This is a genomic window from Klebsiella variicola (assembly GCF_000828055.2).
Classification (GTDB): domain Bacteria; phylum Pseudomonadota; class Gammaproteobacteria; order Enterobacterales; family Enterobacteriaceae; genus Klebsiella; species Klebsiella variicola.
In genome coordinates this window covers 3,185,991-3,211,654 of the sequence record NZ_CP010523.2, presented here as the reverse complement: position 1 = coordinate 3,211,654, position 25,664 = coordinate 3,185,991, and the positions used below count along the sequence as shown (strand labels likewise).

Annotated in this window: 22 protein-coding genes and 1 other annotated feature; of the genes, 12 read left to right on the top strand and 10 right to left on the bottom strand. The window is 58.2% G+C overall.

Annotation, left to right across the window (positions count from 1 at the left end):
* Window positions 1–84: 84 nt before the first annotated feature.
* From trpA to SP68_RS15090, 5 genes are read right to left on the bottom strand one after another with little or no spacing between them, the layout of a single operon-like run.
* On the bottom strand, window positions 85–894 hold the full coding sequence (trpA, locus tag SP68_RS15110; protein WP_002901728.1) for a tryptophan synthase subunit alpha: 810 nt from the start codon (window positions 892–894) through the stop codon (window positions 85–87).
* Entirely contained in the window at window positions 894–2,087 is a 1,194-nt protein-coding gene (gene trpB, locus SP68_RS15105) for a tryptophan synthase subunit beta (protein WP_012542059.1), read from the bottom strand. The genes trpA and trpB overlap by 1 nt, the downstream gene beginning before the upstream one ends.
* A 9-nt stretch (window positions 2,088–2,096) precedes the next feature.
* Window positions 2,097–3,455 (bottom strand): bifunctional indole-3-glycerol-phosphate synthase TrpC/phosphoribosylanthranilate isomerase TrpF, encoded by a 1,359-nt coding sequence (trpCF, locus tag SP68_RS15100; RefSeq protein WP_012968448.1) that lies wholly within the window; start codon window positions 3,453–3,455, stop codon window positions 2,097–2,099.
* Between the two features lie 3 nt (window positions 3,456–3,458).
* Window positions 3,459–5,054 carry a bifunctional anthranilate synthase glutamate amidotransferase component TrpG/anthranilate phosphoribosyltransferase TrpD gene (gene trpD / locus SP68_RS15095; RefSeq protein ID WP_004148109.1) on the bottom strand — a complete coding sequence of 532 codons (1,596 nt, stop codon included), beginning with the start codon at window positions 5,052–5,054 and terminating at the stop codon, window positions 3,459–3,461.
* Window positions 5,054–6,616: an anthranilate synthase component 1 gene (locus SP68_RS15090; RefSeq protein WP_012542057.1), complete on the bottom strand. Its 1,563-nt coding sequence runs from the start codon at window positions 6,614–6,616 to the stop codon at window positions 5,054–5,056. Before SP68_RS15090 ends, trpD begins: the two co-directional genes overlap by 1 nt.
* Window positions 6,617–6,650: 34 nt before the next feature.
* Window positions 6,651–6,746, bottom strand: a sequence feature (Trp leader region).
* Between the two features lie 159 nt (window positions 6,747–6,905).
* Here SP68_RS15090 and rnm point away from each other — a divergent pair.
* Entirely contained in the window at window positions 6,906–7,769 is an 864-nt protein-coding gene (gene rnm / locus SP68_RS15085; RefSeq protein ID WP_012542055.1) for an RNase RNM, read from the top strand.
* 16 nt (window positions 7,770–7,785) lie between these two features.
* Window positions 7,786–8,406 (top strand): L-threonylcarbamoyladenylate synthase, encoded by a 621-nt coding sequence (locus tag SP68_RS15080; RefSeq protein WP_008807778.1) that lies wholly within the window; start codon window positions 7,786–7,788, stop codon window positions 8,404–8,406.
* A 21-nt stretch (window positions 8,407–8,427) separates the two neighbouring features.
* On the opposite strand, the gene SP68_RS15075 is transcribed toward SP68_RS15080, so the two are convergent.
* Window positions 8,428–9,336, bottom strand: a complete 909-nt coding sequence (locus SP68_RS15075; RefSeq protein ID WP_022065858.1) for a DMT family transporter — start codon at window positions 9,334–9,336, stop codon at window positions 8,428–8,430.
* A gap of 111 nt (window positions 9,337–9,447) precedes the next feature.
* Between SP68_RS15075 and gcvA the strand changes: the two genes are divergently transcribed.
* Together gcvA and rluB are read left to right on the top strand one after the other, a co-directional pair.
* A complete protein-coding gene (gcvA, locus tag SP68_RS15070; RefSeq protein WP_040976072.1) occupies window positions 9,448–10,347 on the top strand; it encodes a transcriptional regulator GcvA in 900 nt (299 codons plus the stop codon).
* A gap of 280 nt (window positions 10,348–10,627) precedes the next feature.
* The gene (gene rluB / locus SP68_RS15065) at window positions 10,628–11,530 is read left to right on the top strand and encodes a 23S rRNA pseudouridine(2605) synthase RluB (protein WP_008807781.1); all 903 of its coding nucleotides are present in this window, start codon (window positions 10,628–10,630) and stop codon (window positions 11,528–11,530) included.
* A 60-nt stretch (window positions 11,531–11,590) separates the two neighbouring features.
* On the opposite strand, the gene cobO is transcribed toward rluB, so the two are convergent.
* Window positions 11,591–12,181, bottom strand: a complete 591-nt coding sequence (cobO, locus tag SP68_RS15060; protein WP_002901749.1) for a cob(I)yrinic acid a,c-diamide adenosyltransferase — start codon at window positions 12,179–12,181, stop codon at window positions 11,591–11,593.
* On the bottom strand, window positions 12,178–12,939 hold the full coding sequence (locus SP68_RS15055) for a YciK family oxidoreductase (protein WP_008807782.1): 762 nt from the start codon (window positions 12,937–12,939) through the stop codon (window positions 12,178–12,180). The genes cobO and SP68_RS15055 overlap by 4 nt, the downstream gene beginning before the upstream one ends.
* A 255-nt stretch (window positions 12,940–13,194) precedes the next feature.
* Between SP68_RS15055 and sohB the strand changes: the two genes are divergently transcribed.
* A complete protein-coding gene (gene sohB, locus SP68_RS15045) occupies window positions 13,195–14,241 on the top strand; it encodes a protease SohB (RefSeq protein ID WP_008807783.1) in 1,047 nt (348 codons plus the stop codon).
* Window positions 14,242–14,288: 47 nt separating this feature from the next.
* Here the strand turns inward: sohB and SP68_RS15040 are convergent, their stop codons facing one another.
* Window positions 14,289–14,540 (bottom strand): YciN family protein, encoded by a 252-nt coding sequence (locus SP68_RS15040; RefSeq protein WP_002901761.1) that lies wholly within the window; start codon window positions 14,538–14,540, stop codon window positions 14,289–14,291.
* Between the two features lie 406 nt (window positions 14,541–14,946).
* On the opposite strand from SP68_RS15040, the gene topA reads away from it, so the two are divergent.
* From topA to acnA, 4 genes are all read left to right on the top strand, one after another.
* The gene (gene topA, locus SP68_RS15035) at window positions 14,947–17,544 is read left to right on the top strand and encodes a type I DNA topoisomerase (RefSeq protein WP_008807785.1); all 2,598 of its coding nucleotides are present in this window, start codon (window positions 14,947–14,949) and stop codon (window positions 17,542–17,544) included.
* Between the two features lie 341 nt (window positions 17,545–17,885).
* Window positions 17,886–18,860, top strand: coding sequence for an HTH-type transcriptional regulator CysB (gene cysB, locus SP68_RS15030; protein WP_008807786.1), 975 nt, complete (start codon window positions 17,886–17,888; stop codon window positions 18,858–18,860).
* Window positions 18,861–19,105: 245 nt separating this feature from the next.
* Entirely contained in the window at window positions 19,106–19,273 is a 168-nt protein-coding gene (locus tag SP68_RS26595) for a YmiA family putative membrane protein (protein WP_002901776.1), read from the top strand.
* A gap of 390 nt (window positions 19,274–19,663) precedes the next feature.
* On the top strand, window positions 19,664–22,336 hold the full coding sequence (gene acnA, locus SP68_RS15025; RefSeq protein ID WP_022065863.1) for an aconitate hydratase AcnA: 2,673 nt from the start codon (window positions 19,664–19,666) through the stop codon (window positions 22,334–22,336).
* 46 nt (window positions 22,337–22,382) lie between these two features.
* On the opposite strand, the gene ribA is transcribed toward acnA, so the two are convergent.
* Complete coding sequence (gene ribA / locus SP68_RS15020; protein ID WP_008807788.1) at window positions 22,383–22,985, bottom strand: GTP cyclohydrolase II; 603 nt, start codon at window positions 22,983–22,985, stop codon at window positions 22,383–22,385.
* A 163-nt stretch (window positions 22,986–23,148) separates the two neighbouring features.
* Here ribA and pgpB point away from each other — a divergent pair, with 163 nt between their 5' ends.
* The 3 genes from pgpB to lapB all read left to right on the top strand — a co-directional run bounded on the left by pgpB (window position 23,149) and on the right by lapB (window position 25,537).
* Window positions 23,149–23,916 carry a phosphatidylglycerophosphatase B gene (gene pgpB, locus SP68_RS15015; protein WP_008807789.1) on the top strand — a complete coding sequence of 256 codons (768 nt, stop codon included), beginning with the start codon at window positions 23,149–23,151 and terminating at the stop codon, window positions 23,914–23,916.
* A 136-nt stretch (window positions 23,917–24,052) separates the two neighbouring features.
* Window positions 24,053–24,361, top strand: coding sequence for a LapA family protein (locus SP68_RS15010; RefSeq protein ID WP_040975843.1), 309 nt, complete (start codon window positions 24,053–24,055; stop codon window positions 24,359–24,361).
* Window positions 24,362–24,367: 6 nt separating this feature from the next.
* Window positions 24,368–25,537 (top strand): lipopolysaccharide assembly protein LapB, encoded by a 1,170-nt coding sequence (gene lapB / locus SP68_RS15005; RefSeq protein WP_008807790.1) that lies wholly within the window; start codon window positions 24,368–24,370, stop codon window positions 25,535–25,537.
* Window positions 25,538–25,664 lie beyond the last annotated feature (127 nt).

Sequence of the window (25,664 nt, the reverse complement as noted above, 5' to 3'; positions counted from 1 at the left end):
CTGATGTGTTGGCGTGCAAGATGACATGGAGGGGAAGGTAACGCGAGGAAATCGCCGCCTGGCGCAATACCAGGCGGCTAACGATCAGGCGGTTTTGGTCGCCGCCTTCAGGCTCTGGACGAAGGCTTTCAGTTCGTCGAGCATGGTCTGCGGCTCATCGAGGTGGCGTTCGATGATTTTGACGATGGCGGAACCGGAGATAGCCCCGGCGGCCCCGGCGTCAATGGCGGCGCTCACCTGCTCCGGCGCGGAGATACCAAAGCCCTGCAGCGGCGGCGCGGCGTGATATTCCGCCAGCTTCTCCACCAGGTGGTGCAGCGGCAGTGCGGCGCGATTTTCCGCACCCGTCACTCCGGCGCGCGACAGCAGATAGGTGTAGCCGCGGCCATAAGAAGCAATCTGGCGCAGTAAATCGTCATCCGCATTGGGCGGGCAGATGAAAATCGGCGCGATGTTATGGCGCATCGCCGCCTGGCGGAACGGGGCGGACTCTTCCACCGGCACGTCGGCCACCAGCACCGAGTCGACGCCGACGCGGGCGCACTGGGCATAGAACGCATCGATGCCCGGGCTGAAGACGAGGTTGGCGTACATCAGCAGGCCGATTGGGATGGTCGGATGCTTCTGGCGGATCGCCGCCAGCATCTCAAAGCACTGCGCCGGGGTCACTCCCGCGGCGAAGGCGCGCAGGGCCGCGCCCTGAATGGTCGGGCCGTCCGCCAGCGGGTCGGAGAAAGGGATCCCCAGCTCAAGGGCATCGGCGCCGCCTTCGATCAGCGCATCGATAATTTTGAGCGACTGCTCCGGTCCCGGATCGCCGAGGGTGACAAAGGGAACGAAGGCGCCTTCCTGGCGATTTTTCAGTTGGGCAAACAGCGTCTCATAGCGTTCCATCAGATTTCCCCTCGCGCTTTCAGGATGTCATGTACGGTGAAAATGTCTTTGTCGCCGCGACCGGAGAGGTTAACCACCAGCAGCTGCTCTTTTTCCGGGTTCTCGCGCATCATCTTCAGCGCGTGGGCCAGAGCGTGAGAGGACTCCAGCGCCGGGATAATCCCTTCGTGGCGGGAGAGCGCTTTAAACGCGTCCAGCGCTTCGTCGTCGGTGATCGACACATAGTCAGCGCGACCGGTGCTGTTCAGAAACGCGTGCTGCGGCCCAACGGACGGGAAGTCCAGCCCGGCGGAAATGGAGTAAGACTCTTCGATCTGGCCGTCGGCGGTTTGCATCATCGGCGACTTCATACCGAAGTAGATCCCCACGCGGCCATGCTTCAGCGGCGCGCCGTGCTCGCCGCTTTCGATACCGTGCCCGGCCGGTTCCACGCCGATCAGGCCGACGTTGGTTTCATCAATAAAGTCGGCAAACATGCCGATGGCGTTTGACCCACCGCCAACGCAGGCGATCACCGCGTCCGGCAGACGTCCCTCTTTTTCGAGGATCTGCGCTTTAGTCTCTTCGCCAATCATGCGCTGGAATTCACGTACAATGGTCGGGAACGGATGCGGACCGGCGGCGGTGCCCAGCATATAGTGCGCCTTCTCGTAGCTACCAGACCAGTCGCGCAGCGCCTCATTACAGGCATCTTTCAGCGTGGCGGAGCCGCTGTGCACCGGGATCACCTCGGCACCCATCAGGCGCATACGGAAGACGTTCGGCGACTGGCGCTCGACGTCCTTGGCCCCCATGTAGATACGGCATTTCAGGCCGAGCAGGGCGCTGGCCAGCGCTGAGGCGACCCCGTGCTGACCGGCGCCGGTCTCGGCGATAATTTCGGTTTTACCCATCCGTTTGGCCAGCAGGGCCTGGCCCAGCACCTGGTTGGTTTTGTGCGCGCCGCCGTGCAGCAGATCTTCGCGTTTCAGGTACAGGGTGGTGCGAGTACCTTCGGTCAGATTCCGGCATTTGGTCAGGGCCGTCGGACGTCCGGCGTAGTTTTTCAGCAGGTCAGTGAATTCCGCCTGAAAGGCCGGGTCCTTCTGCGCGCTGACAAAGGCTTCTTCCAGCTGGCGCAGGGCGGGCATCAGGATCTGCGGCACATACATGCCGCCGAATTCGCCGAAGTAGGGGTTCAGTAAAGTGCTCATTATTGCTCCTTAATATGCGCGCAGCGTCTGGAATACGGAGGCCAGCTTGCTGGCGTCTTTCATCCCGGGTTGCGACTCTACGCCTGAATTGAAATCGAGTCCGGCACAGCCGCTTTTGGCCGCTTCCACACAGTTATCGGCACCCAGGCCACCCGCCAGCATGACGTTGCGCAGATCCTGGCCCTGCAGCAGGCTCCAGTCAAAGCGCTGGCCGCTGCCGCCCTGGCCGTTGTCGAACAGGTACTTGTCGACATGGCGGAGAGTACGGGCCGGGAGGGTTTCACCAACGCTCAGCGCTTTCCAGATACGGACGTTGTCCGCGAGGGCGTCGCGCAGCGCGTCGATATAGGCCTGGTCCTCATCACCGTGCAGCTGGACGGCGGCCAGCCCCAGAGCCTGCGCGCGGGCGACCACCTCGTCCAGCGGCGCATTGCGAAACACGCCGACGTACTGCAGCGGCGCAGCGGCGATCACCGCTTTGGCCTGGGCGTCATTCACCGCCCGCGGCGAAGTCGGGACGAAAATCAGGCCACCGTAGATGGCGCCGGACTCCCAGGCCACCTGGGCATCCTGCGGGCGCGTCAGGCCGCACACTTTATTCTCGCCGAGCAGCACACGTTTAACCGCCGCTTCCAGATCCGCCTGTTCCATCAGGGCGGAGCCGATCAGGAAGCCGTTGGCGAAGTGGCTCAGCTCGCGCACTTCAGCATAGGTATGGATGCCGGATTCGCTGATCACCGTGACATCCGGGCCGAGACGCGCCGCCAGCTGACGGGTGCGGTTAAGGTCAATCGACATATCGCGCAGGTCGCGGTTGTTAATGCCCACCACCTTCGCCTTCAGGGCGATGGCGCGCTCCAGCTCCTCTTCATTGCTGACTTCGGTCAGCACACCCATATTCAGGCTGTGCGCCACCGCGGAGAGCTGGCGGTACTGCTCATCGTCGAGCACCGAGAGCATCAGCAGGCAGGCATCGGCCTGATAGTAGCGCGCCAGGTAGATCTGGTAAGGGTCGATGGTGAAGTCCTTACACAGGATCGGCTGCGGCGCGACCTTGCTGACGATCGGCAGAAAATCGAAACTGCCCTGGAAATATTTCTCATCACACAGCACTGAGATCGCCGAGGCGTAGTGTTTGTAGATGCTGGCGATCGCCGCCGGATCGAAATCTTCGCGAATCAACCCCTTCGACGGCGAGGCCTTTTTGCACTCGAGAATAAACGCGGTGCGGGTGCCGGCCAGCGCGTCATAGAAATTGCGCTGCGTCGGGACCACTTCATTCTGAAAACTGGCTAACGGTTGTTGTTGTTTGCGGGCTTCTACCCAAATCGCTTTGTCGGCAACGATTTTTGCTAAAACGGTCTGCATTCTTTACCCTCTTGCCGCTAAGGCGGTCACTCTGTCATAGGCCGCGCCGCTGTGCAGCACATCCAGTACCTGCTGAGCGTTAGCTTTCAGATCTTCATGCCCGTGTAAACGCATCAACATGGCGACGTTGGCGGCGACGGCGGCTTCGTGAGCGGCTTCACCTTTACCTTGTAGCAAGCGCGTCAGAATGTCACGATTTTCTTCCGGCGTGCCGCCCGCCAGCTGCGCCTGATGGTAAGGCGTCAGGCCGAAGTCGTCAGCGGTCAGCTGATAGCTTTTGATTTCCCCGTTATGCAGTTCGGCCACCACCGTGGGCGCATGCAGCGAGACTTCATCCATCCCACCGCTGTGCACCACCGCCGCGCGCTGATAGCCCAGCACGCGCAGGGTCTCGGCGATCGGCAACACCAGTTCCGGGCTGTAGACGCCAATCAGCGCCAGCGGCGGATGCGCCGGGTTGATCAGCGGCCCCAGCACGTTAAACAGGGTGCGGGTCTTCAGCTGCTGACGGACCGGCATCGCGTGGCGGAAACCGGTGTGGTATTTCGGCGCGAACAGGAAACAAACCCCCAGCTCATCGAGCGCCGCGCGGGATTTATCGGCGTTCATATCGAGATTGATGCCGAAGGCCGCCAGCAGGTCAGAAGAGCCTGATTTACTGGAGACGCTGCGGTTACCGTGTTTCGCCACTTTCAATCCACAGGCCGCAGCGACAAAGGCGCTGGCGGTGGAGATATTGATGCTGTTGCTGCCGTCGCCACCGGTGCCGACGATGTCGGCAAACAGGTAGTCCGGGCGCGGGAACGGCGCGGCGTTTTCCAGCAGCGCGGTGGCGGCGCCGGCAATTTCCTGCGGCTGCTCGCCGCGCACTTTCATACTGACCAGCGCGGCGGCCAGTTGCTCAGGCTTCACTTCACCGCGCACGACGGCGGAGAACAGCTGGTGGCTCTCCTGCTGGCTCAGGGTTTCCGCCTGGTACAGCTTCTCAAGGATCGGCTGGAGGGTGTTAGTGTGCTCCAGCTTCTGCAGCGCCCAGGCCAGGGTCTGCTCCAGCAGCCGTGCGCCCTGAGTGGTAAGGATCGATTCCGGATGGAACTGGAAGCCGCACACCCGGTCCGCATCGTGACGCACCGCCATCACCATACCGTTGAAATTGGCGTTAATCGTCAGCCCGGCGGGAATATTGCTGCCAACCAGCGAGTGGTAACGCGCCACCGGCAGTGGGTTAGCCAGACCGGCAAACATGGCCTGGCCGTCGTGCTCAATGCTGGATGCTTTGCCATGGAGGATCTCGCCCGCCTGGCCGACATAGCCGCCGTAGGCTTCGACAATGGCCTGATGACCGAGGCAGATGCCGATGATCGGCAGCTTGCCACGCATACGGGTCAGCAGTTCCGGCATGCAGCCAGCTTCGCTCGGCGTACCCGGGCCCGGGGAGAGCATCAGCACCGGGTTGTCCATGGTGCCCAGACGCTCAATCAGCGCCTGCGCCGGGACGGAGTTACGGTAAATCACCACGTTATGACCATTGGCCCGCAGCTGGTCTGCCAGGTTATAGGTGAAAGAATCGATATTATCGAGCAGCAGAATGTCAGCCATCAGAAAATCTCCTTCGCGTGATGGGCCTGGGCAATGGCGCGCAGCACCGCGCGGGCTTTATTTCGGGTCTCATCCGCTTCCGACTGGGGAACCGAGTCGAGCACAATGCCGGCTCCGGCCTGGACGGTAGCGATACCCTCCTGCACGTAGGCGGAACGGATGACGATGCAGGTGTCGAGGTCGCCGTGGGCGGTGAAATAGCCCACCGCGCCGCCGTAGCTGCCGCGGCGTTTACCTTCGGCGGCGGCAATCAGCTGCATGGCGCGGACCTTCGGTGCGCCGCTGAGGGTGCCCATGTTCATGCAGGCGCGGTAGGCGTGCAGCACATCGAGGTCCTGACGCAGTTCGCCGACCACGCGGGAGACCAGATGCATCACGAAGGAGTAACGGTCAACCTTCGTTAAATCGGCGACATAGCGGCTGCCCGGGGTACAGATGCGGGCCAGGTCATTACGCGCCAGATCCACCAGCATCAGGTGTTCGGAAAGCTCTTTATGGTCGGTGCGCATTTCCAGTTCGATGCGGCTGTCAAGATCGCGATCCAGCGAACCGTCGGCGCGGCGGCCGCGTGGCCGGGTGCCGGCGATAGGGTAGATCTCAATCTGACGGCTGACGGCGTCATATTTCAGCGAACTCTCCGGCGAGGCGCCGAACAGGGTGAAATCGTTGTCCTGCATAAAGAACATGTACGGGCTGGGGTTGCTCTTCTTCAGCACATCATAAGCGGCCAGCGGCGACGGGCAGGGCAGCGAGAAGCGACGGGAAGGAACCACCTGGAAGATTTCCCCGGCGCGGATCGCGCGCTGCATTTTGCGCACCACCGCACCGTACTCTTCATCGCTCTGGTCAACGTCGCACTGCATTTCGGCCACAGTGGTAACCGGCAGCGGCGCCGGCGGCTCGTTCAGTTGCTGACGCAGCTGGCTCAGGCGCTGCTCCAGGCGCTGTTTTTCACTCTCCAGCGGGGTGAACAGGCTGGCCTGAATGCGGGTATGCTTGGTCTGATGGTCGATGACCAGCAGAGTTTCAGCCAGATAGAAGCAGTAGTCCGGGCAGGCGGTGTCGCTCTGCAGCGGTGGAAGATCTTCAAAGCCGGCGACCAGGTCATAGGCGAACAGGCCGCCGAAGAACATCGCTTCACGCTCGTTGGCCGGGACGGTCACCAGCTCCTGCAGGAGACGGAAGGCGTCAAACACCGACAGTGAGCAGAGGCGGGCGTCTTCATCGAGCAGGGTGCTGACCGCGGGGAAGGTCAGGATGCGGCCGTTGGGCTGGCGCTGATTGGCGATCCCGGAGGGCAGCGCGCCGTCCAGCAGTTCCAGCAGCGCGGCGCCGTTAGCGGAAAGTGCCTGAATAGTGACAGTGTCACCAAGAGCGGTGATGCGCAGCGCGCTGTCGACCAGCAGCAGGCTTTTTAAGTCATCTTTGCTGTCGATATCAGCGGATTCCAGCAGCAGCGTGGCCGGACGGGCGCCACACAGTTGGTGGAATAACGCCGTCGGGTTCTCCCGGTAGATGGCGTCGCTGGTGAGAAGCTCGAGTGCCGGTTTGGATGTTTGCATTATTGTTCTCGCCTGTTCGTATTATTTTTTGTCCAATAAAAAGCCCGCTCATTGGCGGGCCGGGTATCTGTATGCTGAATGCAAAACGCGATCACGCCGCCCGTTATCAGGAGGTGCGCCACCAGCTGTGCAGAGTGATAAAGTGCATTTTCATCGTGATACCCCTTCATGTGAACTTGCGTACTAGTTAACTAGTTCAATGGAATAAAGTCAACCCTTGTTTGCAGATTTTCTCTGCCTGTCGGTATGATAATGCGCTTATTTACGTTGATGTCCAGCAGGAGTCCTTTTGAGCGACAGCCAATACGCAGTGATTTACGATCTGCACAGCCATACCACCGCCTCTGACGGGCGGCTGACTCCGCAGGAACTGGTCCATCGTGCCCATGAGATGCGCGTAGGCACCCTGGCGATCACCGACCATGACAGCGTGGCGGCGATCCCGGCCGCCCGGGAAGAGATCGCCCGTGCCGGATTACCCTTAACGCTGGTAAACGGCGTCGAGATTTCGACGCTCTGGGAGAATCACGAAATACATATCGTGGGTCTGAATATTGATATTGCGCACCCGACGATGACCGCGCTGCTGGAGGAGCAGAAAGCGCGACGCCAGCTGCGGGGCCAGATGATTGCCGAGCGTCTGGAGAAGGCGCGCATCCCTGGCGCCTGGGAAGGGGCGCTGCGGCTGGCGGACGGTGGCGCCGTCACCCGCGGCCATTTTGCCCGTTTTCTGGTGGAGGCCGGCCATGCGAAAAACATGGCGGAGGTCTTCAAAAAATACCTTGCCCGCGGGAAAACCGGTTACGTGCCGCCGCAGTGGTGTACAATAAAACAAGCGATTGATGTCATTCATCATTCTGGCGGCAAGGCGGTGATAGCCCATCCCGGGCGCTACGATCTCTCCGCCAAGTGGTTGAAGCGGCTGTTGGCCCACTTTAGCGAGCAGGGCGGTGATGCCATGGAAGTGGCCCAGTGTCAGCAGGCGCCCCATGAACGCGCCCAGCTGGCCACCCTGGCCGTGCAGTTTGGTCTGCTGGCGTCACAGGGCTCCGATTTTCATCAGCCCTGTGCGTGGATCGAGCTTGGCCGTAAGCTCTGGCTTCCTGCCGGCGTGGAAGGCGTCTGGCACAGCTGGGAAGCGGCCGCCAAATAAAAATTGAGAGGGAAGTATGAGCCAGTTTTTTTATATCCATCCGGATAACCCGCAGGCGCGGTTGATTAACCAGGCGGTGGAGATTGTGCGTAAGGGCGGGGTGATCGTTTATCCTACCGACTCCGGCTACGCCCTGGGCTGCAAAATTGAAGACAAGGGCGCGATGGAGCGGATCTGCCGTATCCGTCAGTTGCCGGACGGCCACAACTTTACCCTGATGTGCCGCGATTTGTCCGAGCTGTCAACCTACGCTTTTGTCGACAACGTGGCGTTTCGTCTGATGAAAAACAACACGCCGGGCAACTACACCTTTATCCTCAAGGGGACCAAAGAAGTGCCGCGCCGGCTGCTGCAGGAGAAACGTAAAACCATCGGCATGCGCGTCCCGTCTAACCCTATTGCTCAGGCGTTGCTCGAAACTTTAGGCGAACCGATGCTGTCCACGTCGCTGATGCTGCCCGGCAGCGACTTTACCGAGTCCGACCCGGAAGAGATCAAAGATCGTCTGGAGAAAGTGGTGGACCTCATCATTCACGGCGGTTTCCTCGGGCAGCAGCCGACCACGGTTATCGACCTGACGGAAGATACCCCGGTGGTGCTGCGCGAAGGCGTCGGCGACGTGAAGCCTTTCCTCTGATCGTCATCGTCGGGCGGTGGTTCATGCTCCGCCCGGCACCCCGCGTTTCCTTCCTGACGGCACGACAATCAACCACAGCGCCAGACCGATCAGCAGTGCGCCGAGAATCAGCCCTTTTTGTATGGTCTCTCCGAGGCACAAATAGCCCCACAGCGCCGCAAAAGGTGGGATCAAAAAGGTCACGGACAGCGAACGCAGCGGTCCTATATCAGCAATCAGGCGAAAATAGAGAATATACCCTGCTGCCGTACAGACCACGCCCAGCATGACTATCGCTATCCACGGCAGGCTCTGCCGCCAGTCTATGACCGGACCATACCAGCCTGACCAGAGAAAGAAAGGCAACAGAAACAGCGTGGCGCCGACCTGGCTGCCCAACGCAACGCGCTCAGCCTCAAGGCCGCCCCGCTGCTGGATCCAGCGGCGGGTCAGAAAGCCGGCCAGACCGTAACAAGCGGTCGCGATCAGGCAGGCCCCGATCCCTGGCAGCAGGAGGGCGGCGCTGAGGCTGGAGGTTGGGCGCGCAATGACTGCCACGCCAATGGCGCCCAGTAACGCGCCGCCGCCTTTGCGCAGGGTTAACGGTTCTGCAAAGCATAACGCGCCGATAAGCATTCCCATCATCGGCGCCGTGGCGTTGAGCGTGGCGGAGTACCCTGCCGGCAGCCACTGTGCGGCAAGGCAGTACATCAGAAAAGGAAGGCCTGAATTAATGACCCCCAGCTTCAGAGTGGATATGAATTTTCCCTGATACCCGCTCCATTTACCCTGCACGCCGAGTAACAGCCCGAGCGCGATAGCGGCAAACAGTACGCGAAGAAAAGCGCTGGTCATCGCCCCGAAGGCCGGGGTGGTGATGCGCATAAACAAAAAACTGGCGCCCCAGAGAGCGGCGAGCAGCAGCAGGCGGCCATAGTCGATAACACGCATGATTGACTCCTTGTATTCACGAAGGAAGTCAACTGTAGAACTCACGTGCAGCGTCCGACAAACGCGTTATGCTTACATGATTAAGTTATTCTTAACTGAGATGCCATGTCGATGAAACTTCCACCGCTGAATGCGCTGCGCTGCTTTGAAGCGGCGGCACGGCTGCTTAGTCTGAAGCAGGCCGCCAGTGAGCTTTGCGTTACGGCAAGCGCCGTCAGCCAGCAAATTGCCCGCCTCGAGGAAGCGCTGAATACCCCGCTTTTTATTCGTACTCCCCGACAGTTACAGTTAACGGAGGTGGGGGAGATCTACCTGCGGGCCGTTCAGCCCGCCTTTCTCCAGATAGCCGCCGCCACCCAGCGCCTGCAGGTGCCCGCGGGGCCAGAAAAGGTGACGCTCAGCTGTACCAGCGGCTTCGCCATTCAGTGGCTGCTGCCGCGGCTGGCTGATTTTGAACGACGTTATCCAAAGATTGAGATCCAGATCGGCACCACCAACCGGCGAGTAGATTTGCTGAGTGAAGGGATCGATTTTGCCGTGCGTCATGGTGTCGGCGGCTGGCCGGAACTGCAGGCTTACCGCCTGCTGGATGACGACCTTATCCCGGTCTGTAGTCCGCAACTGATTGCTCCGCGCCGGTCCCTCGCCGGTGCGGGCGATCTGCTGCAGTATCCGCTGCTGCACGATGAGCATCGTGAAGACTGGGCGCTGTGGTGTGAGGCCGTGGGGCTGGAGCCGGACCGCGCGCGCCGCGGTCCGGTGTTCACTGATTCCAACGGCGTGACGGAGGCGGCGTTCGCTGGTATGGGGATGGCATTACTGCGACGTTCATTCATAGCGCCTGCGCTGACGCAGGGGCGGCTGGTTAATCCTCTGGCGCAGCCCATCGCCTGTCCGCTGGCCTATCATCTGGTTTACCACGAGACCGCGCTGCTGGCGCCTGCCAACCGCTGTTTTCGCGACTGGCTGCTCGGCCAGCGCCCGGCTGTTATTGAGGAGGGCGCGCAGTGAGGAGGATCACTGTCCGGTAAAGATCTCTATGTGTGAAGGCGCACAGGAGAATGAGGAAAATCTGTTCCATACTCAAGGCGCGATGCGGCGAACAGAAGCTTTCCCGACGAAGTTAGTGTAGTATGTTCGGCCACGATTACGGGCTCGCGGTGAATGTTTTGCGCATGCCAGCGAGACTTTACGTAAAAAGTATATACGTAACAATGAGTTGTTCATACAGGCCTCATTGTTTCATAAAGCATACCAGACGCCTGGGAAGGCGACACCTTAAGGAAGCTCAATGAGCGAGAAACTGCAAAAAGTGCTGGCCCGCGCCGGCCACGGCTCCCGCCGTGAAATTGAAGCGAAAATCGAAGCTGGCCGCGTCAGCGTCGACGGAAAAATCGCCACCCTCGGCGATCGTGTGGAAATCGTCCCCGGTTTAAAAATTCGTATCGATGGTCATCTGATCTCGGTGAAAGAGTCTGCTGAGCAGATCTGTCGCGTGCTGGCTTACTATAAGCCGGAAGGCGAGCTGTGCACCCGCAACGATCCGGAAGGGCGCCCGACGGTGTTTGATCGCCTGCCAAAACTGCGCGGCGCGCGCTGGATTGCCGTTGGCCGTCTGGACGTGAACACCTGTGGCCTGCTGCTGTTCACCACCGATGGCGAACTGGCCAACCGCCTGATGCATCCGAGCCGTGAAGTCGAGCGTGAGTACGCCGTTCGCGTTTTCGGCCAGGTGGATGATGATAAGCTGCGTCAGCTGTCTCGTGGCGTGCAGTTAGAAGATGGTCCGGCAGCATTTAAAACCATCAAATTCACCGGCGGTGAAGGGATTAACCAGTGGTACAACGTCACCCTGACCGAAGGGCGTAACCGCGAAGTGCGTCGCCTGTGGGAAGCGGTCGGCGTGCAGGTCAGCCGTCTGATCCGCGTGCGCTATGGCGATATTCTGCTGCCGAAAGGCCTGCCGCGCGGCGGCTATACCGAACTGGACCTGGCGCAGACCAACTACCTGCGCGAGCTGGTGGAGCTGACGCCGGAAACCAGTTCTAAAGTTGCCGTCGAGAAAGACCGTCGCCGGATGAAAGCCAATCAGATCCGTCGGGCGGTGAAGCGTCACAGCCAGACCAGCGCTAACCCGCGCCAGGGTAACAACAGCAATCGTCGTTCCAGTACTCGCAATAAGACCAACGGTTAATGTTGTGCGTTCCGGTGGATTGCCGCCGGAACGCGTCCTGCCTTTCGCCGTATCAGGCCCTCAGTAGTCAATTCCCATCTGCGCTTTGATCCCGGCATCAAACGCATGCTTGACAGGACGCAGTTCGCTGACGGTATCCGCCAGTTCAATAATATCGCGATGGCAGCCGCGGCCGGTAATGATCACCGACTGATGGGCAGGACGCTCACGCAGGGCGCTTAGCACCGACTCCAGCGGCAGGTAATCGTACGCCACCATGTAAGTCAGCTCATCCAGCAGCACCAGATCGAGCTGGTCGTCAGCCAGCATACGGCGGGCATGCTCCCAGACCGCCAGACAGGCGGCGGTGTCGCTGTCGCGATCCTGGGTGTTCCAGGTGAAGCCTGTCGCCATCACCTGAAATTCGACGCCGTGGGGTTCCAGCAGGTTACGCTCACCGTTAGGCCAGGTCCCCTTAATAAACTGGATCACGCCGACTTTTTTGCCGTGGCCGACGGCGCGGGTCGCGGTGCCAAAGGCGGCGGTGGTTTTGCCTTTGCCGTTGCCGGTAAAGACCATCACAATGCCGCGTTCGTCCTGGGCTGCCGCCACCCGGGCGTCAACTTTATCTTTCAGCCGCTGCTGGCGTTCGCGGTAGCGTTCATCACTCATTGGGCAATTCCTGGCTTACGGCCCGGTTGGGCGTCAAAGGTCATTCCCGTCTTGCGGCGACTGTCGTCACCCATCAGCCACAGATAGACGGGCATAATGTCAGCGGGGGTCTTCAGTTTTAGCGGATCTTCCGTCGGGAAGGCGCTGGCGCGCATCCCGGTGCGGGTGCCGCCGGGGTTGATGCAGTTCACCCGCAGATGACGGCTTTGGTACTCGTCGGCCAGCACCTGCATCATCCCTTCGGTGGCGAATTTGGAGACCGCATAGGCGCCCCAGTTGGCGCGGCCCTGACGGCCAACGCTGGACGAGGTGAAGACCAGCGAGCCCGCATCCGAACGGAGTAATAAAGGAAGAAGCGCCTGGGTCAGCATAAAAGTGCCATTGACGTTCACCTGCATCACCTGCTGCCAGACCTCCGGCTTCTGCTCGTCCATGGGGCAGATGTCGCCGAGCAGGCCGGCGTTGTGCAGCACGCCGTCAAGACGGGGATAGTGCATACTTATCTGCTGCGCCAGCTGCTGGCACGCCTGCGGCGTGCAGGTTAGCAGGTCGAGGGTAAACCAGCGGGCGGGAAGGCCGCCCTCGCGTTCAATCTCCTGGGCGACGGCGCGCAGTTTTTCGTCGTTGCGGCCAAGCAGAATCACGCTGGCGCTATAGCGCGCGTAGGTCAGGGCCGCTTCACGACCAATCCCGTCACTGGCGCCGGTGACCAGGATGATGCGATCTTTCAGCAAGTGGCGTTGCGGTTGATAATGCACGGCGACTCCTTGGGCGATCGGTTCCCGATCGCGCTTCATCTTTGGTATCTCACTTTTGCGCTGTTATGCCTGAAAGTGCTCGCCATTGCAATCGGCGAAGCGGAAAGTATTCAGAAAATTAATATCTTGCAACGATTTCAGTCTCGCTGAAAAAAAACGGAATCCGCTGCGCACAAGACACAAAGCACAAAGACTTCTCGCCAGGGGCTGATGTACACTGTGCAGCAACGTCAGTGCTTTACACAAGGTGAAAACGTGGAATTACTTGCTCAGTACGGCTTATTTTTAGCCAAGATCGCGACGGTTGTCGTCGCTATCGCGGTGATTGCCGCTATTATCGTCAACCTGGCCCAGCGTAAGAAGCAGCGCGGCGAACTGCGGGTGACCAATCTTAGCGAGCATTACAAAGAGATGAAGGAATCGCTGGCGGTGGCGCTGCTTGACGGCCCGCAGCAGAAACAGTGGCATAAAGCGCAGAAGAAAAAGCAAAAACAAGAGGCGAAGGCCGCGAAAGCGCGGGCGAAGCTGGGTAACGTGGAGCCGGAAGGCAAGCCGCGCGCCTGGGTGCTGGATTTCAAAGGCAGTATGGATGCCCATGAGGTCAACAGCCTGCGGGAAGAGATCACGGCGGTACTGGCGGCGGCGAAAGCGCGTGACCAGGTGGTGATTCGTCTGGAAAGCCCCGGCGGGGTGGTGCACGGTTACGGGCTGGCAGCCTCTCAGCTGCAGCGGTTGCGCGACAAACAGATCCCGCTGACGGTGGCGGTTGACAAAGTGGCGGCCAGCGGCGGCTATATGATGGCTTGCGTGGCCAACAAAATTGTGTCGGCGCCGTTTGCGATCCTTGGCTCCATTGGCGTGGTGGCGCAGATCCCTAACCTCCATCGCTTCCTTAAGAACAAAGATATTGATATCGAACTGCATACCGCCGGGCAGTACAAACGGACGCTTACTATGCTGGGCGAAAATACCGAAGAAGGGCGGCGCAAGTTCCGTGAGGATCTCAATGAGACGCACCATCTGTTCAAGGATTTCGTCCATCGGATGCGTCCGGGACTTGATATTGAGCAGGTAGCTACCGGCGAGCACTGGTACGGGGTGCAGGCGCTGGAAAAAGGGCTGGTGGATGCGGTTGAAACCAGCGATGAGCTGTTGCTGGGGCTCATGGAGAGCCACGAGGTGATCGGGGTGCGTTATCAACAGCGTAAGAAAATGCTCGACCGCTTCACCGGTAGCGCCGCGGAGAGCGCCGATCGACTTCTGCTGCGCTGGTGGCAGCGCGGTCAGAAACCGCTGATGTAAACAACATAACGCGAGGCCAGGGCCTCGCGTTATCGTTTCCACCGGCCTTAATCGACCAGGTGATACTTGTCCGACAGCTCGTGGGCGAGGTACTTAAACATGTTAAATACCGCCGTACTCTTCGGCGTCGGTAAACCCTGCTCGTCAAGATAAAACTCACCGCTAAACACCAGGACATTGTTGCGCTGAACGACGTCGGTGGCTTCGATACCGGCTAACGTATCCTCATGTTCGCGAATAAGTTTGTTGGCTTTTTCGAGCAGCGTCTGGCGATCGATAGGTTGGGTTGTACCTTGCATAACGGACTCCTCTTTTTCTCCGCGCGTAGTTTACGCCGCGCGGCGGCGTGGGGCAAATTTTCCATGGACAAAACAGGGGTAATCGTAACCAGTGGAGAAACAGCCGTTTACTGGCAGGTTTCGCTTTTGCATGCTAATAAAGTTGCGTAACGAATTTTATCAGGTACAGTGTGACGCTTTCGGCGATCTGGCAACAGATTTGCTTGACATTCGGCCAAAAATTCTTCGTGCTATGTCACCTGACGCAAAAAAGTCAGCAAACTCAAACGCCTGGTTTTACGGAGATGAAGCGGGTGTTCAGGGTTGATATTCACCGACGGTGCCGCAACATATGAGGCAGTCGCCAGTGGAGGGTGTATGAATGTGCGATGTATTCCTGGATGAATCAAATTAGGTAAAGGTGAATATGGGTAAAGCTCTCGTTATCGTTGAGTCCCCGGCAAAAGCCAAAACGATCAATAAGTATCTGGGTAATGACTACGTGGTGAAATCCAGCGTCGGTCATATCCGCGATTTGCCGACCAGTGGATCAGCTTCCAAAAAGAGCACCGACTCTACCGCCACCAAAGGGGCTAAAAAGCCTAAAAAGGACGAACGTGGTGCTCTGGTTAACCGCATGGGCGTGGACCCATGGCATGACTGGAATGCGCACTATGAAGTACTTCCGGGTAAAGAAAAGGTAGTTTCAGAACTCAAACAGTTGGCGGAAAAAGCTGACCACATCTATCTCGCAACCGACCTTGACCGCGAAGGGGAAGCCATTGCCTGGCACCTGCGGGAAGTGATCGGCGGCGATGAACAGCGTTACAGCCGCGTGGTGTTCAATGAGATCACCAAAAACGCTATTCGTCAGGCCTTCGAAAAGCCGGGCGAACTGAATATCGATCGGGTTAACGCCCAGCAGGCGCGCCGCTTTATGGACCGCGTGGTGGGCTATATGGTCTCGCCGCTGCTGTGGAAGAAAATTGCCCGTGGTCTTTCTGCCGGGCGCGTGCAGTCCGTTGCGGTCCGCCTGGTGGTGGAACGTGAGCGTGAAATCAAAGCCTTCGTCCCGGAAGAGTACTGGGAAGTTGATGCCAGCACCACCACGCCAGGCGGCGACGCGCTGCCTCTGCAGGTGACCCATAAAGACGATAAGCCGTTCCGTCCGGTCAGCCGTGATGAGACCATGGCGGCGGTATCGCTGCTGGAAAAAGCCAGCTACAGCGTGCTGGAGCGAGAAGACAAGCCGACCAGCAGCAAGCCGGGCGCGCCGTTCATCACCTCCACGCTGCAGCAGGCGGCCAGCACCCGTCTCGGCTTCGGCGTGAAAAAGACCATGATGATGGCTCAACGTCTCTATGAGGCGGGGCACATCACCTATATGCGTACCGACTCCACCAACCTGAGTCAGGACGCGCTGAACATGGTTCGCGGTTATATCAGCGACAACTTTGGCAAAAAATATCTGCCGGAGAGCGCTAACCAGTACGCCAGCAAAGAAAACTCGCAGGAAGCGCACGAAGCGATTCGTCCTTCTGATGTGAGCGTGCTGGCGGAAACGCTGAAAGATATGGAAGCCGATGCGCAGAAGCTCTATCAGCTGATCTGGCGCCAGTTTGTCGCCTGTCAGATGACGCCGGCGCAATACGATTCCACCACGCTGACCGTGGCGGCGGGCGATTTCAAACTGAAAGCACGCGGTCGTACCTTACGTTTCGACGGCTGGACCAAAGTCATGCCGGCGCTGCGCAAGGGCGATGAAGACCGGACGCTACCGGTGGTCAAACAGGGCGACCGCCTGAGCCTGGTGGAGCTGACGCCTGCGCAGCACTTTACCAAGCCGCCGGCGCGCTTCAGCGAAGCTTCACTGGTCAAAGAGCTGGAAAAACGCGGCATCGGCCGTCCTTCCACCTACGCTTCGATCATCTCGACCATTCAGGATCGCGGCTACGTGCGGGTGGAAAACCGTCGTTTTTACGCGGAGAAAATGGGCGAAATCGTCACCGATCGGCTGGAAGAAAACTTCCGCGATCTGATGAACTACGACTTCACCGCGCAGATGGAAGATCGTCTCGACCAGGTAGCCAACCACCAGGCCGAATGGAAAGAGGTGCTGAACCACTTCTTCGGCGATTTTACCACTCAGCTGGAGACCGCAGAGAAAGATCCGGAAGAGGGCGGCATGCAGCCGAACCCGATGGTGCTTACCAGCATCGACTGCCCGACCTGTGGACGTAAAATGGGCATCCGTACCGCCAGCACCGGTGTTTTCCTCGGCTGTTCGGGCTATGCTCTGCCGCCGAAAGAGCGTTGCAAAACCACCATCAACCTGGTGCCGGAAAACGAAGTCCTCAACGTGCTGGAAGGCGATGACGCGGAAACCAACGCGCTGCGTGCCAAACGTCGCTGTCAGAAGTGCGGGACCGCAATGGACAGCTACCTTATCGATCCTAAGCGTAAACTGCACGTGTGTGGTAATAACCCGACCTGTGACGGCTATGAGATTGAAGAAGGCGAGTTCCGCATCAAGGGCTATGACGGTCCGGTAGTGGAGTGCGAGAAGTGCGGTTCTGAAATGCACCTGAAAATGGGGCGTTTCGGCAAGTACATGGCCTGTACCAACGACGAGTGTAAGAACACGCGTAAGATCCTGCGCAACGGCGAAGTGGCTCCGCCGAAGGAAGATCCGGTGCCGCTGCCGGAGCTGCCGTGCGAGAAGTCTGACGCGTACTTTGTGTTGCGCGACGGGGCGGCGGGTGTCTTCCTGGCGGCCAACACCTTCCCGAAATCACGGGAAACGCGTGCGCCGCTGGTGGAAGAGCTGTACCGCTTCCGCGATCGTCTGCCGGAAAAACTGCGCTATCTCGCCGATGCGCCGCAGCAGGATCCGGAAGGTAATAAAACGCTGGTGCGCTTTAGCCGTAAAACGAAACAGCAGTATGTGGCTTCCGAAAAAGAGGGCAAAGCGACCGGCTGGTCAGCCTTCTTTATTGACGGTAAATGGACTGAAGCCAAAAAGTAATCGTGCAGTATCAGGCAGGAAAAGCGCGCTTTTCCTGCACTAACGACCGGCAGAGGCAGTGGATGTCTCTGCCGCGTCGTTTCCCCTTCTGGATGATCTTTTCTTCCCCTTATAACCACCTATATTATTTTTCGTTAGTATCTATACACTGTTGATATAAATGATATAGTGGTTATAGCTAATCCCTTTTTTATTATTAAAACGTCTTATACATCATCGCTTTCAGGATGCGTTGCGGCGCCACTACGGCCAACTGCCGGGAGGCTGGCCTCACGGTCGACAAGTTGCCTGAACGTAAAGTGTATTAAGCGGCTTCATTTTACGCGCAAACGGATATCAGCATGAAACTACAACAGCTTCGCTACATCGTTGAGGTGGTGAACCATAACCTGAATGTTTCATCCACCGCCGAAGGGCTTTATACCTCCCAGCCGGGCATCAGTAAGCAGGTCCGCATGCTGGAAGATGAGCTGGGCATCCAGATTTTCGCCCGCAGCGGCAAACATTTAACTCAGGTGACACCTGCCGGGCAGGAGATCATCCGTATCGCCCGCGAGGTATTATCGAAAGTCGATGCGATTAAATCTGTCGCCGGGGAGCATACCTGGCCTGATAAAGGGTCGTTATATGTGGCGACGACCCATACTCAGGCGCGCTATGCGTTACCGGGGGTCATCAAGGGCTTTATTGAACGCTACCCGCGCGTGTCGCTGCATATGCATCAGGGCTCGCCAACCCAGATTGCAGAAGCCGTATCGAAAGGCAACGCCGACTTCGCCATCGCCACCGAGGCGCTGCATCTGTATGACGATCTGGTGATGTTGCCATGCTATCACTGGAACCGGTCGATTGTGGTGACGCCTGAGCATCCTCTGGCCGCGAAGGGCTCGGTTTCCATTGAAGAGCTGGCGCAGTACCCGCTGGTGACCTATACCTTTGGCTTTACCGGCCGTTCGGAACTGGATACCGCGTTTAACCGAGCGGGTCTGACGCCGCGCATTGTCTTCACCGCCACTGACGCCGACGTGATCAAAACCTATGTTCGCCTGGGGCTTGGGGTCGGGGTGATCGCCAGCATGGCAGTCGATCCGGTCTCTGACCCGGACCTGGTGAAGCTGGATGCGAACGGCATATTCAGCCACAGCACCACCAAAATTGGTTTCCGCCGTAGCACCTTCTTACGAAGCTACATGTATGATTTTATTCAACGTTTTGCACCCCATCTGACCCGGGATGTCGTGGATACCGCGGTGGCTTTGCGGTCGAATGAAGATATTGAAGCGATGTTTAAAGATATAAAACTCCCGGAAAAATAACCCTTAAAAAAATAATGGCATTCCCTGTGGGGAGTGCCATTGACTATCATGGTCCTAATTTAACATCTTAAACCTCGAACCAATCACAAAATTAATAATTTATGGCAACACGTTTGTCATTATGCCCGCCGCGATCAAATAACCGGTTAAATATATTCCATCAGGCCTAAATTCACTGGATTAATCTTTTATCCATAATTAAGATTTATCTGTACCTGATGATTTGAGCAATTGGTGGTGACAATATGATAAGTAATATCGATTACATGAAACTGGCGATGTCATACGAGAATGACAAAACCGAAATCGATCCCGTTCTGCGTAGTCGCGTATGGGGCGTAGTGTTGGTAGGGCTGGCGATGTTCTGGAGCATCATCGCGCTTACCATCTGCAACATCTGGATTGTCAGCTAAAGCTGTAGGTCATCGTTGTAGATACATGTCATTTTTATGACAGTGAAAGGAAACTGTAATATAAAATCAGTGACCGGCAATACAGGGAGAATATATTTTGCCGCTGGATTCATCCAATCTGAAATCACTCACAAGAGCTAATCATAGCCAGCTGGCCGATTAGCTCTTTTTTTGTCCTCGTGTACTAATACAATATCGTCTTTATCATCGCTTCTGCACTATTTTGGTGCTATTTCTCCGATTCCAGGATAATTCCCTATTAATCACTGTCGACCTCGGCGCATTTAGCAATTTGGGTTGTTATCAAAGTGTTATGCTCGGTATGTGTTATCTTTAATGGAGACCCTGAGGAGAATCAGGGTATGCCATCCCTGAGATAAAGGAGGAGCTATGTCGTCAACCCTACGAGAAGCCAGTAAGGACACGCTGCTGGTCAACGAGAAAACCTGGCATTACTACAGTCTGCCGCTGGCAGAGAAACAGCTGGGCGATCTCAGTCGACTGCCTAAGTCGCTGAAGGTGCTGATGGAGAACCTGCTGCGCTGGCAGGACGGTGACTCGGTGACAGAAGAAGATATTCGTGCCCTGGCCGGCTGGCTGCAACAGGCCCATGCCGACCGGGAGATCGCTTACCGTCCCGCGCGCGTCCTGATGCAGGACTTTACCGGCGTGCCGGCAGTCGTGGATCTGGCCGCCATGCGCGAGGCGGTGAAGCGCCTGGGCGGCGACACCGCGAAAGTGAATCCGCTGTCGCCCGTCGATCTGGTGATCGACCACTCGGTCACCGTCGACCGTTTCGGCGATGACGAGGCCTTCGAAGATAACGTCCGTCTGGAAATGGAGCGTAACCACGAACGTTACGCTTTTCTACGCTGGGGACAACAGGCCTTCAGCCGCTTCAGCGTAGTGCCGCCGGGCACCGGTATTTGTCACCAGGTCAACCTGGAATACCTCGGTCGGGCCGTCTGGAGCGAAGAGGTGAATGGGAAGTGGATGGCGTGGCCGGATACCCTGGTGGGCACCGACTCTCATACCACCATGATTAACGGTCTCGGCGTACTGGGCTGGGGCGTGGGCGGGATTGAAGCGGAAGCCGCCATGCTGGGTCAGCCGGTGTCGATGCTGATCCCGGATGTCGTGGGCTTTAAGCTCAGCGGCAAACTGCGCGAAGGCATCACCGCCACCGATCTGGTGCTGACGGTCACCCAGATGCTGCGCCAGCACGGTGTCGTCGGCAAGTTTGTTGAATTCTACGGCGATGGCCTGGATACCTTACCCCTGGCCGATCGCGCCACTATCGCCAATATGGCCCCGGAATATGGCGCCACCTGTGGTTTCTTCCCGATCGATGATGTGACGCTTAGCTATATGCGTCTGAGCGGCCGTAGCGAAGAACAGGTCGCACTGGTGGAAGCCTATGCCAAAGCGCAGGGCATGTGGCGCCAGCCGGGCGATGAGCCGGTCTTTACCAGCACCCTGGCGCTGGACATGGGCAGCGTTGAGGCAAGCCTTGCCGGGCCGAAACGGCCGCAGGATCGCGTGGCGCTCGGCGATGTGCCGAAAGCCTTTGCTGCCAGCGGCGAGCTGGAAGTTAACCATCCTCAGCGTCAGCGCCAGCCGGTGGATTATACGCTGAACGGGCATCACTATTCGCTACCGGACGGCGCCGTGGCCATTGCGGCTATTACTTCCTGTACCAATACCTCCAACCCCAGCGTGCTGATGGCCGCCGGTCTGCTGGCGAAAAAAGCCGTCGAGCGTGGCCTGCAGCCGCAGCCGTGGGTAAAAGCTTCCCTGGCGCCAGGCTCGAAAGTGGTGTCGGATTATCTGGCTCATGCCGGCCTGACGCCTTACCTCGACCAGCTCGGCTTCAATCTGGTGGGATATGGCTGTACCACCTGTATCGGTAACTCCGGTCCGTTGCCGGAACCTATTGAAGAGGCGATCAAAAAGGGCGATCTGACCGTCGGGGCGGTGCTTTCCGGTAACCGTAACTTCGAAGGGCGTATCCATCCGCTGGTGAAAACCAACTGGCTGGCCTCGCCGCCGCTGGTCGTCGCTTACGCCCTGGCGGGGAACATGAATATCGATCTCACCCGCGAGCCGTTGGGGCAGGGCAGCGATGGCGAACCGGTTTATCTGAAAGATATCTGGCCGAGCGGGGAGGAGATTGCCCGTGCGGTGGAACAGGTCTCCACTGAGATGTTCCGCAAAGAGTACGCGGAAGTGTTTTCCGGTACCGAGGAGTGGAAAGCAATCAAGGTGGAGGCGTCAGATACCTATGACTGGCAGGAGGACTCGACTTATATTCGCCTGTCGCCGTTCTTTGACGAGATGGGCGTCGAACCGCTGCCGGTAGAGGATATTCATGGCGCGCGGATCCTCGCCATGCTGGGCGATTCAGTGACCACTGACCACATTTCGCCGGCGGGGAGCATCAAAGCCGATAGCCCGGCAGGCCGCTATCTGCAGGAGCATGGGGTTGCCCGGCGCGACTTTAACTCCTATGGTTCCCGTCGCGGTAACCATGAGGTGATGATGCGCGGCACCTTCGCCAATATCCGTATTCGTAACGAAATGGTACCGGGAGTGGAAGGCGGTATGACCCGACATCTGCCGGACCGCGAACCGGTGGCGATCTACGATGCGGCGATGCAGTATAAAGCGGAAGGCATACCGCTGGCGGTGATTGCCGGTAAGGAGTATGGCTCAGGTTCCAGCCGCGACTGGGCGGCGAAGGGGCCGCGCCTGCTGGGGATCCGGGTGGTGATCGCCGAGTCCTTCGAACGTATCCACCGTTCCAACCTGATCGGGATGGGGATTTTGCCGCTGGAGTTCCCGCAGGGCGTCACCCGTAAAACGCTGCAGTTGACCGGGGAAGAGCGGATTGATATCAGCAATCTGCAGTCGCTTCAGCCTGGCGCTACGGTGCCGGTGACCCTGACTCGCCCTGACGGCTCGCAGGAAGTGATCCCTTGTCGGTGCCGTATCGACACCGCGACCGAGCTCACCTACTACCGCAACGACGGCATCCTGCACTACGTTATCCGCAATATGCTGTAAAACAAAGGGCCAGCATCGCTGGCCCTTTCTCTTTTATTCAATCGGTTTATTCCGCCGGCTTGCTGTTCAGCAAATGGCCCATTTTGGCGGCTTTAGTATCCAGGTAGTGAGCATTTTTCGGGTTACGCCCGACGATCAGCGGTACCCGCTCCACAATGTTGATCCCGGCTTCGGTAAGAATTTCCACTTTTTTCGGGTTATTGGTTAATAACCGAACCTGCTCAACGTTGAGCAGTTTGAACATATCGGCGCACAGGGTGAAGTCGCGCTCATCGGCGGCGAAGCCCAGCTGATGGTTCGCCTCAACGGTGTCGTAGCCCTGATCCTGCAGCGCGTAGGCGCGGATTTTATTCAATAAACCAATGTTGCGTCCTTCCTGGCGGTGATAGAGCAGGATCCCCCGACCTTCTTCGGCGATATGCGACAGGGCCGCTTCCAGCTGAAAGCCGCAATCACAGCGCAGGCTAAACAGGGCATCGCCCGTCAAACACTCTGAATGGACGCGGGCCAGGACCGGCGACTGCCCCGAGATATCGCCATACACCAGCGCGACATGATCTTGTCCGGTTGCCAGTTCTTCAAAACCCACCATCAGGAAATCGCCCCATGGGGTTGGCAGTTTGGCTTCTGCCACACGTTTAAGCTGCATGTGATTCTCCAGATTCTGTCAGCACCTGAATGTGCTTTCTGTTTGCCGCTATTTTGCCACAAGGCCGGGACGTTCTCCTAATCGCGAACGGTTAGCCGCGTGGAAAGCGCACAAACGAACTACTTTCCGCTATGATGTTCATCTACAAGGAGAAGGAGAGAAAATGCTGTTGATTGCCCGACGAACCGCTCTCGCGGCAGCGCTGCTGCTTGTTATGCCTGTTACGGTCTGGCTGTCTGGTTGGCTGTGGCAGCCAGGACTGCCGGTTGCTATGTTGAAAACCCTCTGGTGGGTGACGGAAACGGTGACGCAGCCGTGGGGAATTATCACGCATGTTGCACTGTGCGGCTGGTTTCTCTGGTGTCTTCGCTACCGGCTGCGCGCGGCACTGATCCTGTTCCTGATTCTTGCCGCCGCCATCCTGGTGGGACAGGGGGTTAAATCCTGGGTCAAAGCGCGGGTTCAGGAGCCGAGACCCTTTGTCATCTGGCTGGAAAACTCAAGACAGGTGCCGGTGACGCAATTCTATGCGTTGAAGCGTAAAGAACGCGCTAAACTGGTGCATGCCCAGCTGGCGCAGGCGCAGGACATTCCGCCGTTTTTACGCAAGCACTGGCAGAAAGAGACAGGCTTTGCTTTCCCGTCGGGTCACACGATGTTCGCCGCCAGCTGGGCGCTGCTGGCCGCCGGGCTGCTGTGGCCGCGTCGGCGTTGGGGCACGGTCGCCGTGCTGCTGGTATGGGCGACGGCGGTGATGGGCAGTCGCCTGGCGCTGGGCATGCACTGGCCGCTGGATCTCATTGTCGCCACGCTGATCTCCTGGCTGTTGGTCACGGTGGCCTGCTGGTTGACGCAGCGCCTGTGCGGGCCGCTCTCGCCGCCGGGAGAAGAGGCGCAGGATATTAAAAAACGGATGCCCGAAGCAGAATAATGTTGATTTTAGCGGCATCCGACCGCATATCCTGTACAGTTGCCATGCTTTTTCATTCCACCGCTGCGGCGAAAATGATACTTTATAGGGCTGAAAGCGGGCTTTTTTTCGCGCAACCCACATAACGGGAAGTCATGTGAAATATTTACTCATTTTCTTACTGGTGCTAGCAATCTTCGTCATTTCAGTGACGCTGGGGGCGCAGAATGACCAACAGGTCACGTTCAACTATTTACTCGCGCAGGGTGAATTCCGCATTTCGACACTGCTGGCGGTGCTGTTCGCCGCAGGCTTTGCCATTGGCTGGCTGATCTGCGGCTTGTTCTGGCTGCGGGTGCGTGTCTCGCTGGTGCGCGCGGAGCGGAAAATTAAGCGCCTTGAGCACCAGATTGCCCCCGTCAGCCCGGTCGCTGTCGACGCAGGCGTGCCTGCCGTGAAGGAATAACCTCTTATGCTGGAGTTGTTGTTTCTGCTTTTACCCGTTGCCGCCGCCTACGGCTGGTACATGGGGCGCAGAAGTGCACAACAGTCCAAACAGGACGATGCGAACCGCCTGTCACGGGATTACGTGGCGGGGGTTAACTTCCTGCTCAGCAACCAGCAGGATAAAGCCGTCGATCTGTTCCTTGATATGTTGAAAGAGGATACCGGCACCGTTGAGGCCCACCTGACGCTCGGTAACCTGTTCCGCTCGCGCGGCGAGGTTGACCGCGCGATCCGTATTCATCAGAGCCTGATGGAAAGCGCATCGTTAACCTACGATCAGCGCCTGCTGGCCGTCCAGCAGCTGGGGCGCGACTATATGGCCGCCGGGTTGTACGATCGTGCGGAAGATATGTTCAAACAGCTGGTGGATGAGACCGATTTCCGCCTGAGCGCTCTGCAGCAGCTGCTGCAGATCTACCAGGCGACCAGCGACTGGCAGTCAGCGATCGAAGTCGCTGAACGGCTGGTGAAGCTGGGTAAAGAGAAACATCGTGGCGAAATCGCCAATTTCTGGTGTGAGCTGGCCCTGCAGCAGATGGCGGCCAACGATCTGGATAAAGCGATGGCGCTGCTGAAGAAAGGCGCCGCAGCAGACCGCAACAGCGCCCGGGTCTCAATAATGATGGGCCGGGTATGGATGGAAAAGGGTGATTACGCCAAAGCGGTAGAGAGCCTTGAGCGGGTTATTGATCAGGATAAAGAGCTGGTCGGTGAGACGCTGGAGATGCTGCAGACCTGCTACCAGCAACTGGGTAAAGCCGAAGAGTGGGAGGTTTTCCTGCGCCGTTGTGTGGATGAGAACACCGGGGCCACCGCTGAACTGATGCTGGCGCAGATCCTCGAGCAACGGGAAGGGGTCGAAGCCGCGCAAAACTACGTTACCCGGCAGCTGGAACGTCACCCGACCATGCGCGTCTTCCATAAGCTGATGGACTACCATCTCAACGAAGCGGAAGAAGGGCGCGCGAAAGAAAGCCTCGGGGTGCTAAGAAACATGGTCGGCGAGCAGGTGCGCAGCAAACCGCGCTATCGCTGCCAGAAATGCGGCTTTACTGCTCATACGCTCTACTGGCACTGCCCATCCTGCCGCTCGTGGGCCACCATCAAACCCATTCGCGGTCTCGACGGCCAATAAAGTCAAAAAAAATCCCTCCATTAGTTACAACATACTCATCGTTTTTCTCCTCTCCAGACGCGGCCCCGGCAGCGCCATCGTCCGGCCAGCGCTACTACAGCAGTCTGTTATTTTGTTAGCATCACAG

What these genes read in the sequence shown, in the direction of transcription:
- rluB (WP_008807781.1), top strand. Translation starts at nt 10,628, where the DNA reads ATGAGCGAGAAACTGCAAAAAGTGCTGGCCCGCGCCGGCCACGGCTCC.
- topA (WP_008807785.1), top strand. Translation starts at nt 14,947, where the DNA reads ATGGGTAAAGCTCTCGTTATCGTTGAGTCCCCGGCAAAAGCCAAAACG.
- SP68_RS15090 (WP_012542057.1), bottom strand. Translation starts at nt 6,616, where the DNA reads ATGCAAACATCCAAACCGGCACTCGAGCTTCTCACCAGCGACGCCATC.
- trpD (WP_004148109.1), bottom strand. Translation starts at nt 5,054, where the DNA reads ATGGCTGACATTCTGCTGCTCGATAATATCGATTCTTTCACCTATAAC.
- trpCF (WP_012968448.1), bottom strand. Translation starts at nt 3,455, where the DNA reads ATGCAGACCGTTTTAGCAAAAATCGTTGCCGACAAAGCGATTTGGGTA.
- cobO (WP_002901749.1), bottom strand. Translation starts at nt 12,181, where the DNA reads ATGAGTGATGAACGCTACCGCGAACGCCAGCAGCGGCTGAAAGATAAA.
- cysB (WP_008807786.1), top strand. Translation starts at nt 17,886, where the DNA reads ATGAAACTACAACAGCTTCGCTACATCGTTGAGGTGGTGAACCATAAC.
- SP68_RS15075 (WP_022065858.1), bottom strand. Translation starts at nt 9,336, where the DNA reads ATGCGTGTTATCGACTATGGCCGCCTGCTGCTGCTCGCCGCTCTCTGG.
- ribA (WP_008807788.1), bottom strand. Translation starts at nt 22,985, where the DNA reads ATGCAGCTTAAACGTGTGGCAGAAGCCAAACTGCCAACCCCATGGGGC.
- trpB (WP_012542059.1), bottom strand. Translation starts at nt 2,087, where the DNA reads ATGAGCACTTTACTGAACCCCTACTTCGGCGAATTCGGCGGCATGTAT.
- SP68_RS15040 (WP_002901761.1), bottom strand. Translation starts at nt 14,540, where the DNA reads ATGCAAGGTACAACCCAACCTATCGATCGCCAGACGCTGCTCGAAAAA.
- SP68_RS26595 (WP_002901776.1), top strand. Translation starts at nt 19,106, where the DNA reads ATGATAAGTAATATCGATTACATGAAACTGGCGATGTCATACGAGAAT.
- lapB (WP_008807790.1), top strand. Translation starts at nt 24,368, where the DNA reads ATGCTGGAGTTGTTGTTTCTGCTTTTACCCGTTGCCGCCGCCTACGGC.
- acnA (WP_022065863.1), top strand. Translation starts at nt 19,664, where the DNA reads ATGTCGTCAACCCTACGAGAAGCCAGTAAGGACACGCTGCTGGTCAAC.
- gcvA (WP_040976072.1), top strand. Translation starts at nt 9,448, where the DNA reads ATGAAACTTCCACCGCTGAATGCGCTGCGCTGCTTTGAAGCGGCGGCA.
- trpA (WP_002901728.1), bottom strand. Translation starts at nt 894, where the DNA reads ATGGAACGCTATGAGACGCTGTTTGCCCAACTGAAAAATCGCCAGGAA.
- pgpB (WP_008807789.1), top strand. Translation starts at nt 23,149, where the DNA reads ATGCTGTTGATTGCCCGACGAACCGCTCTCGCGGCAGCGCTGCTGCTT.
- SP68_RS15080 (WP_008807778.1), top strand. Translation starts at nt 7,786, where the DNA reads ATGAGCCAGTTTTTTTATATCCATCCGGATAACCCGCAGGCGCGGTTG.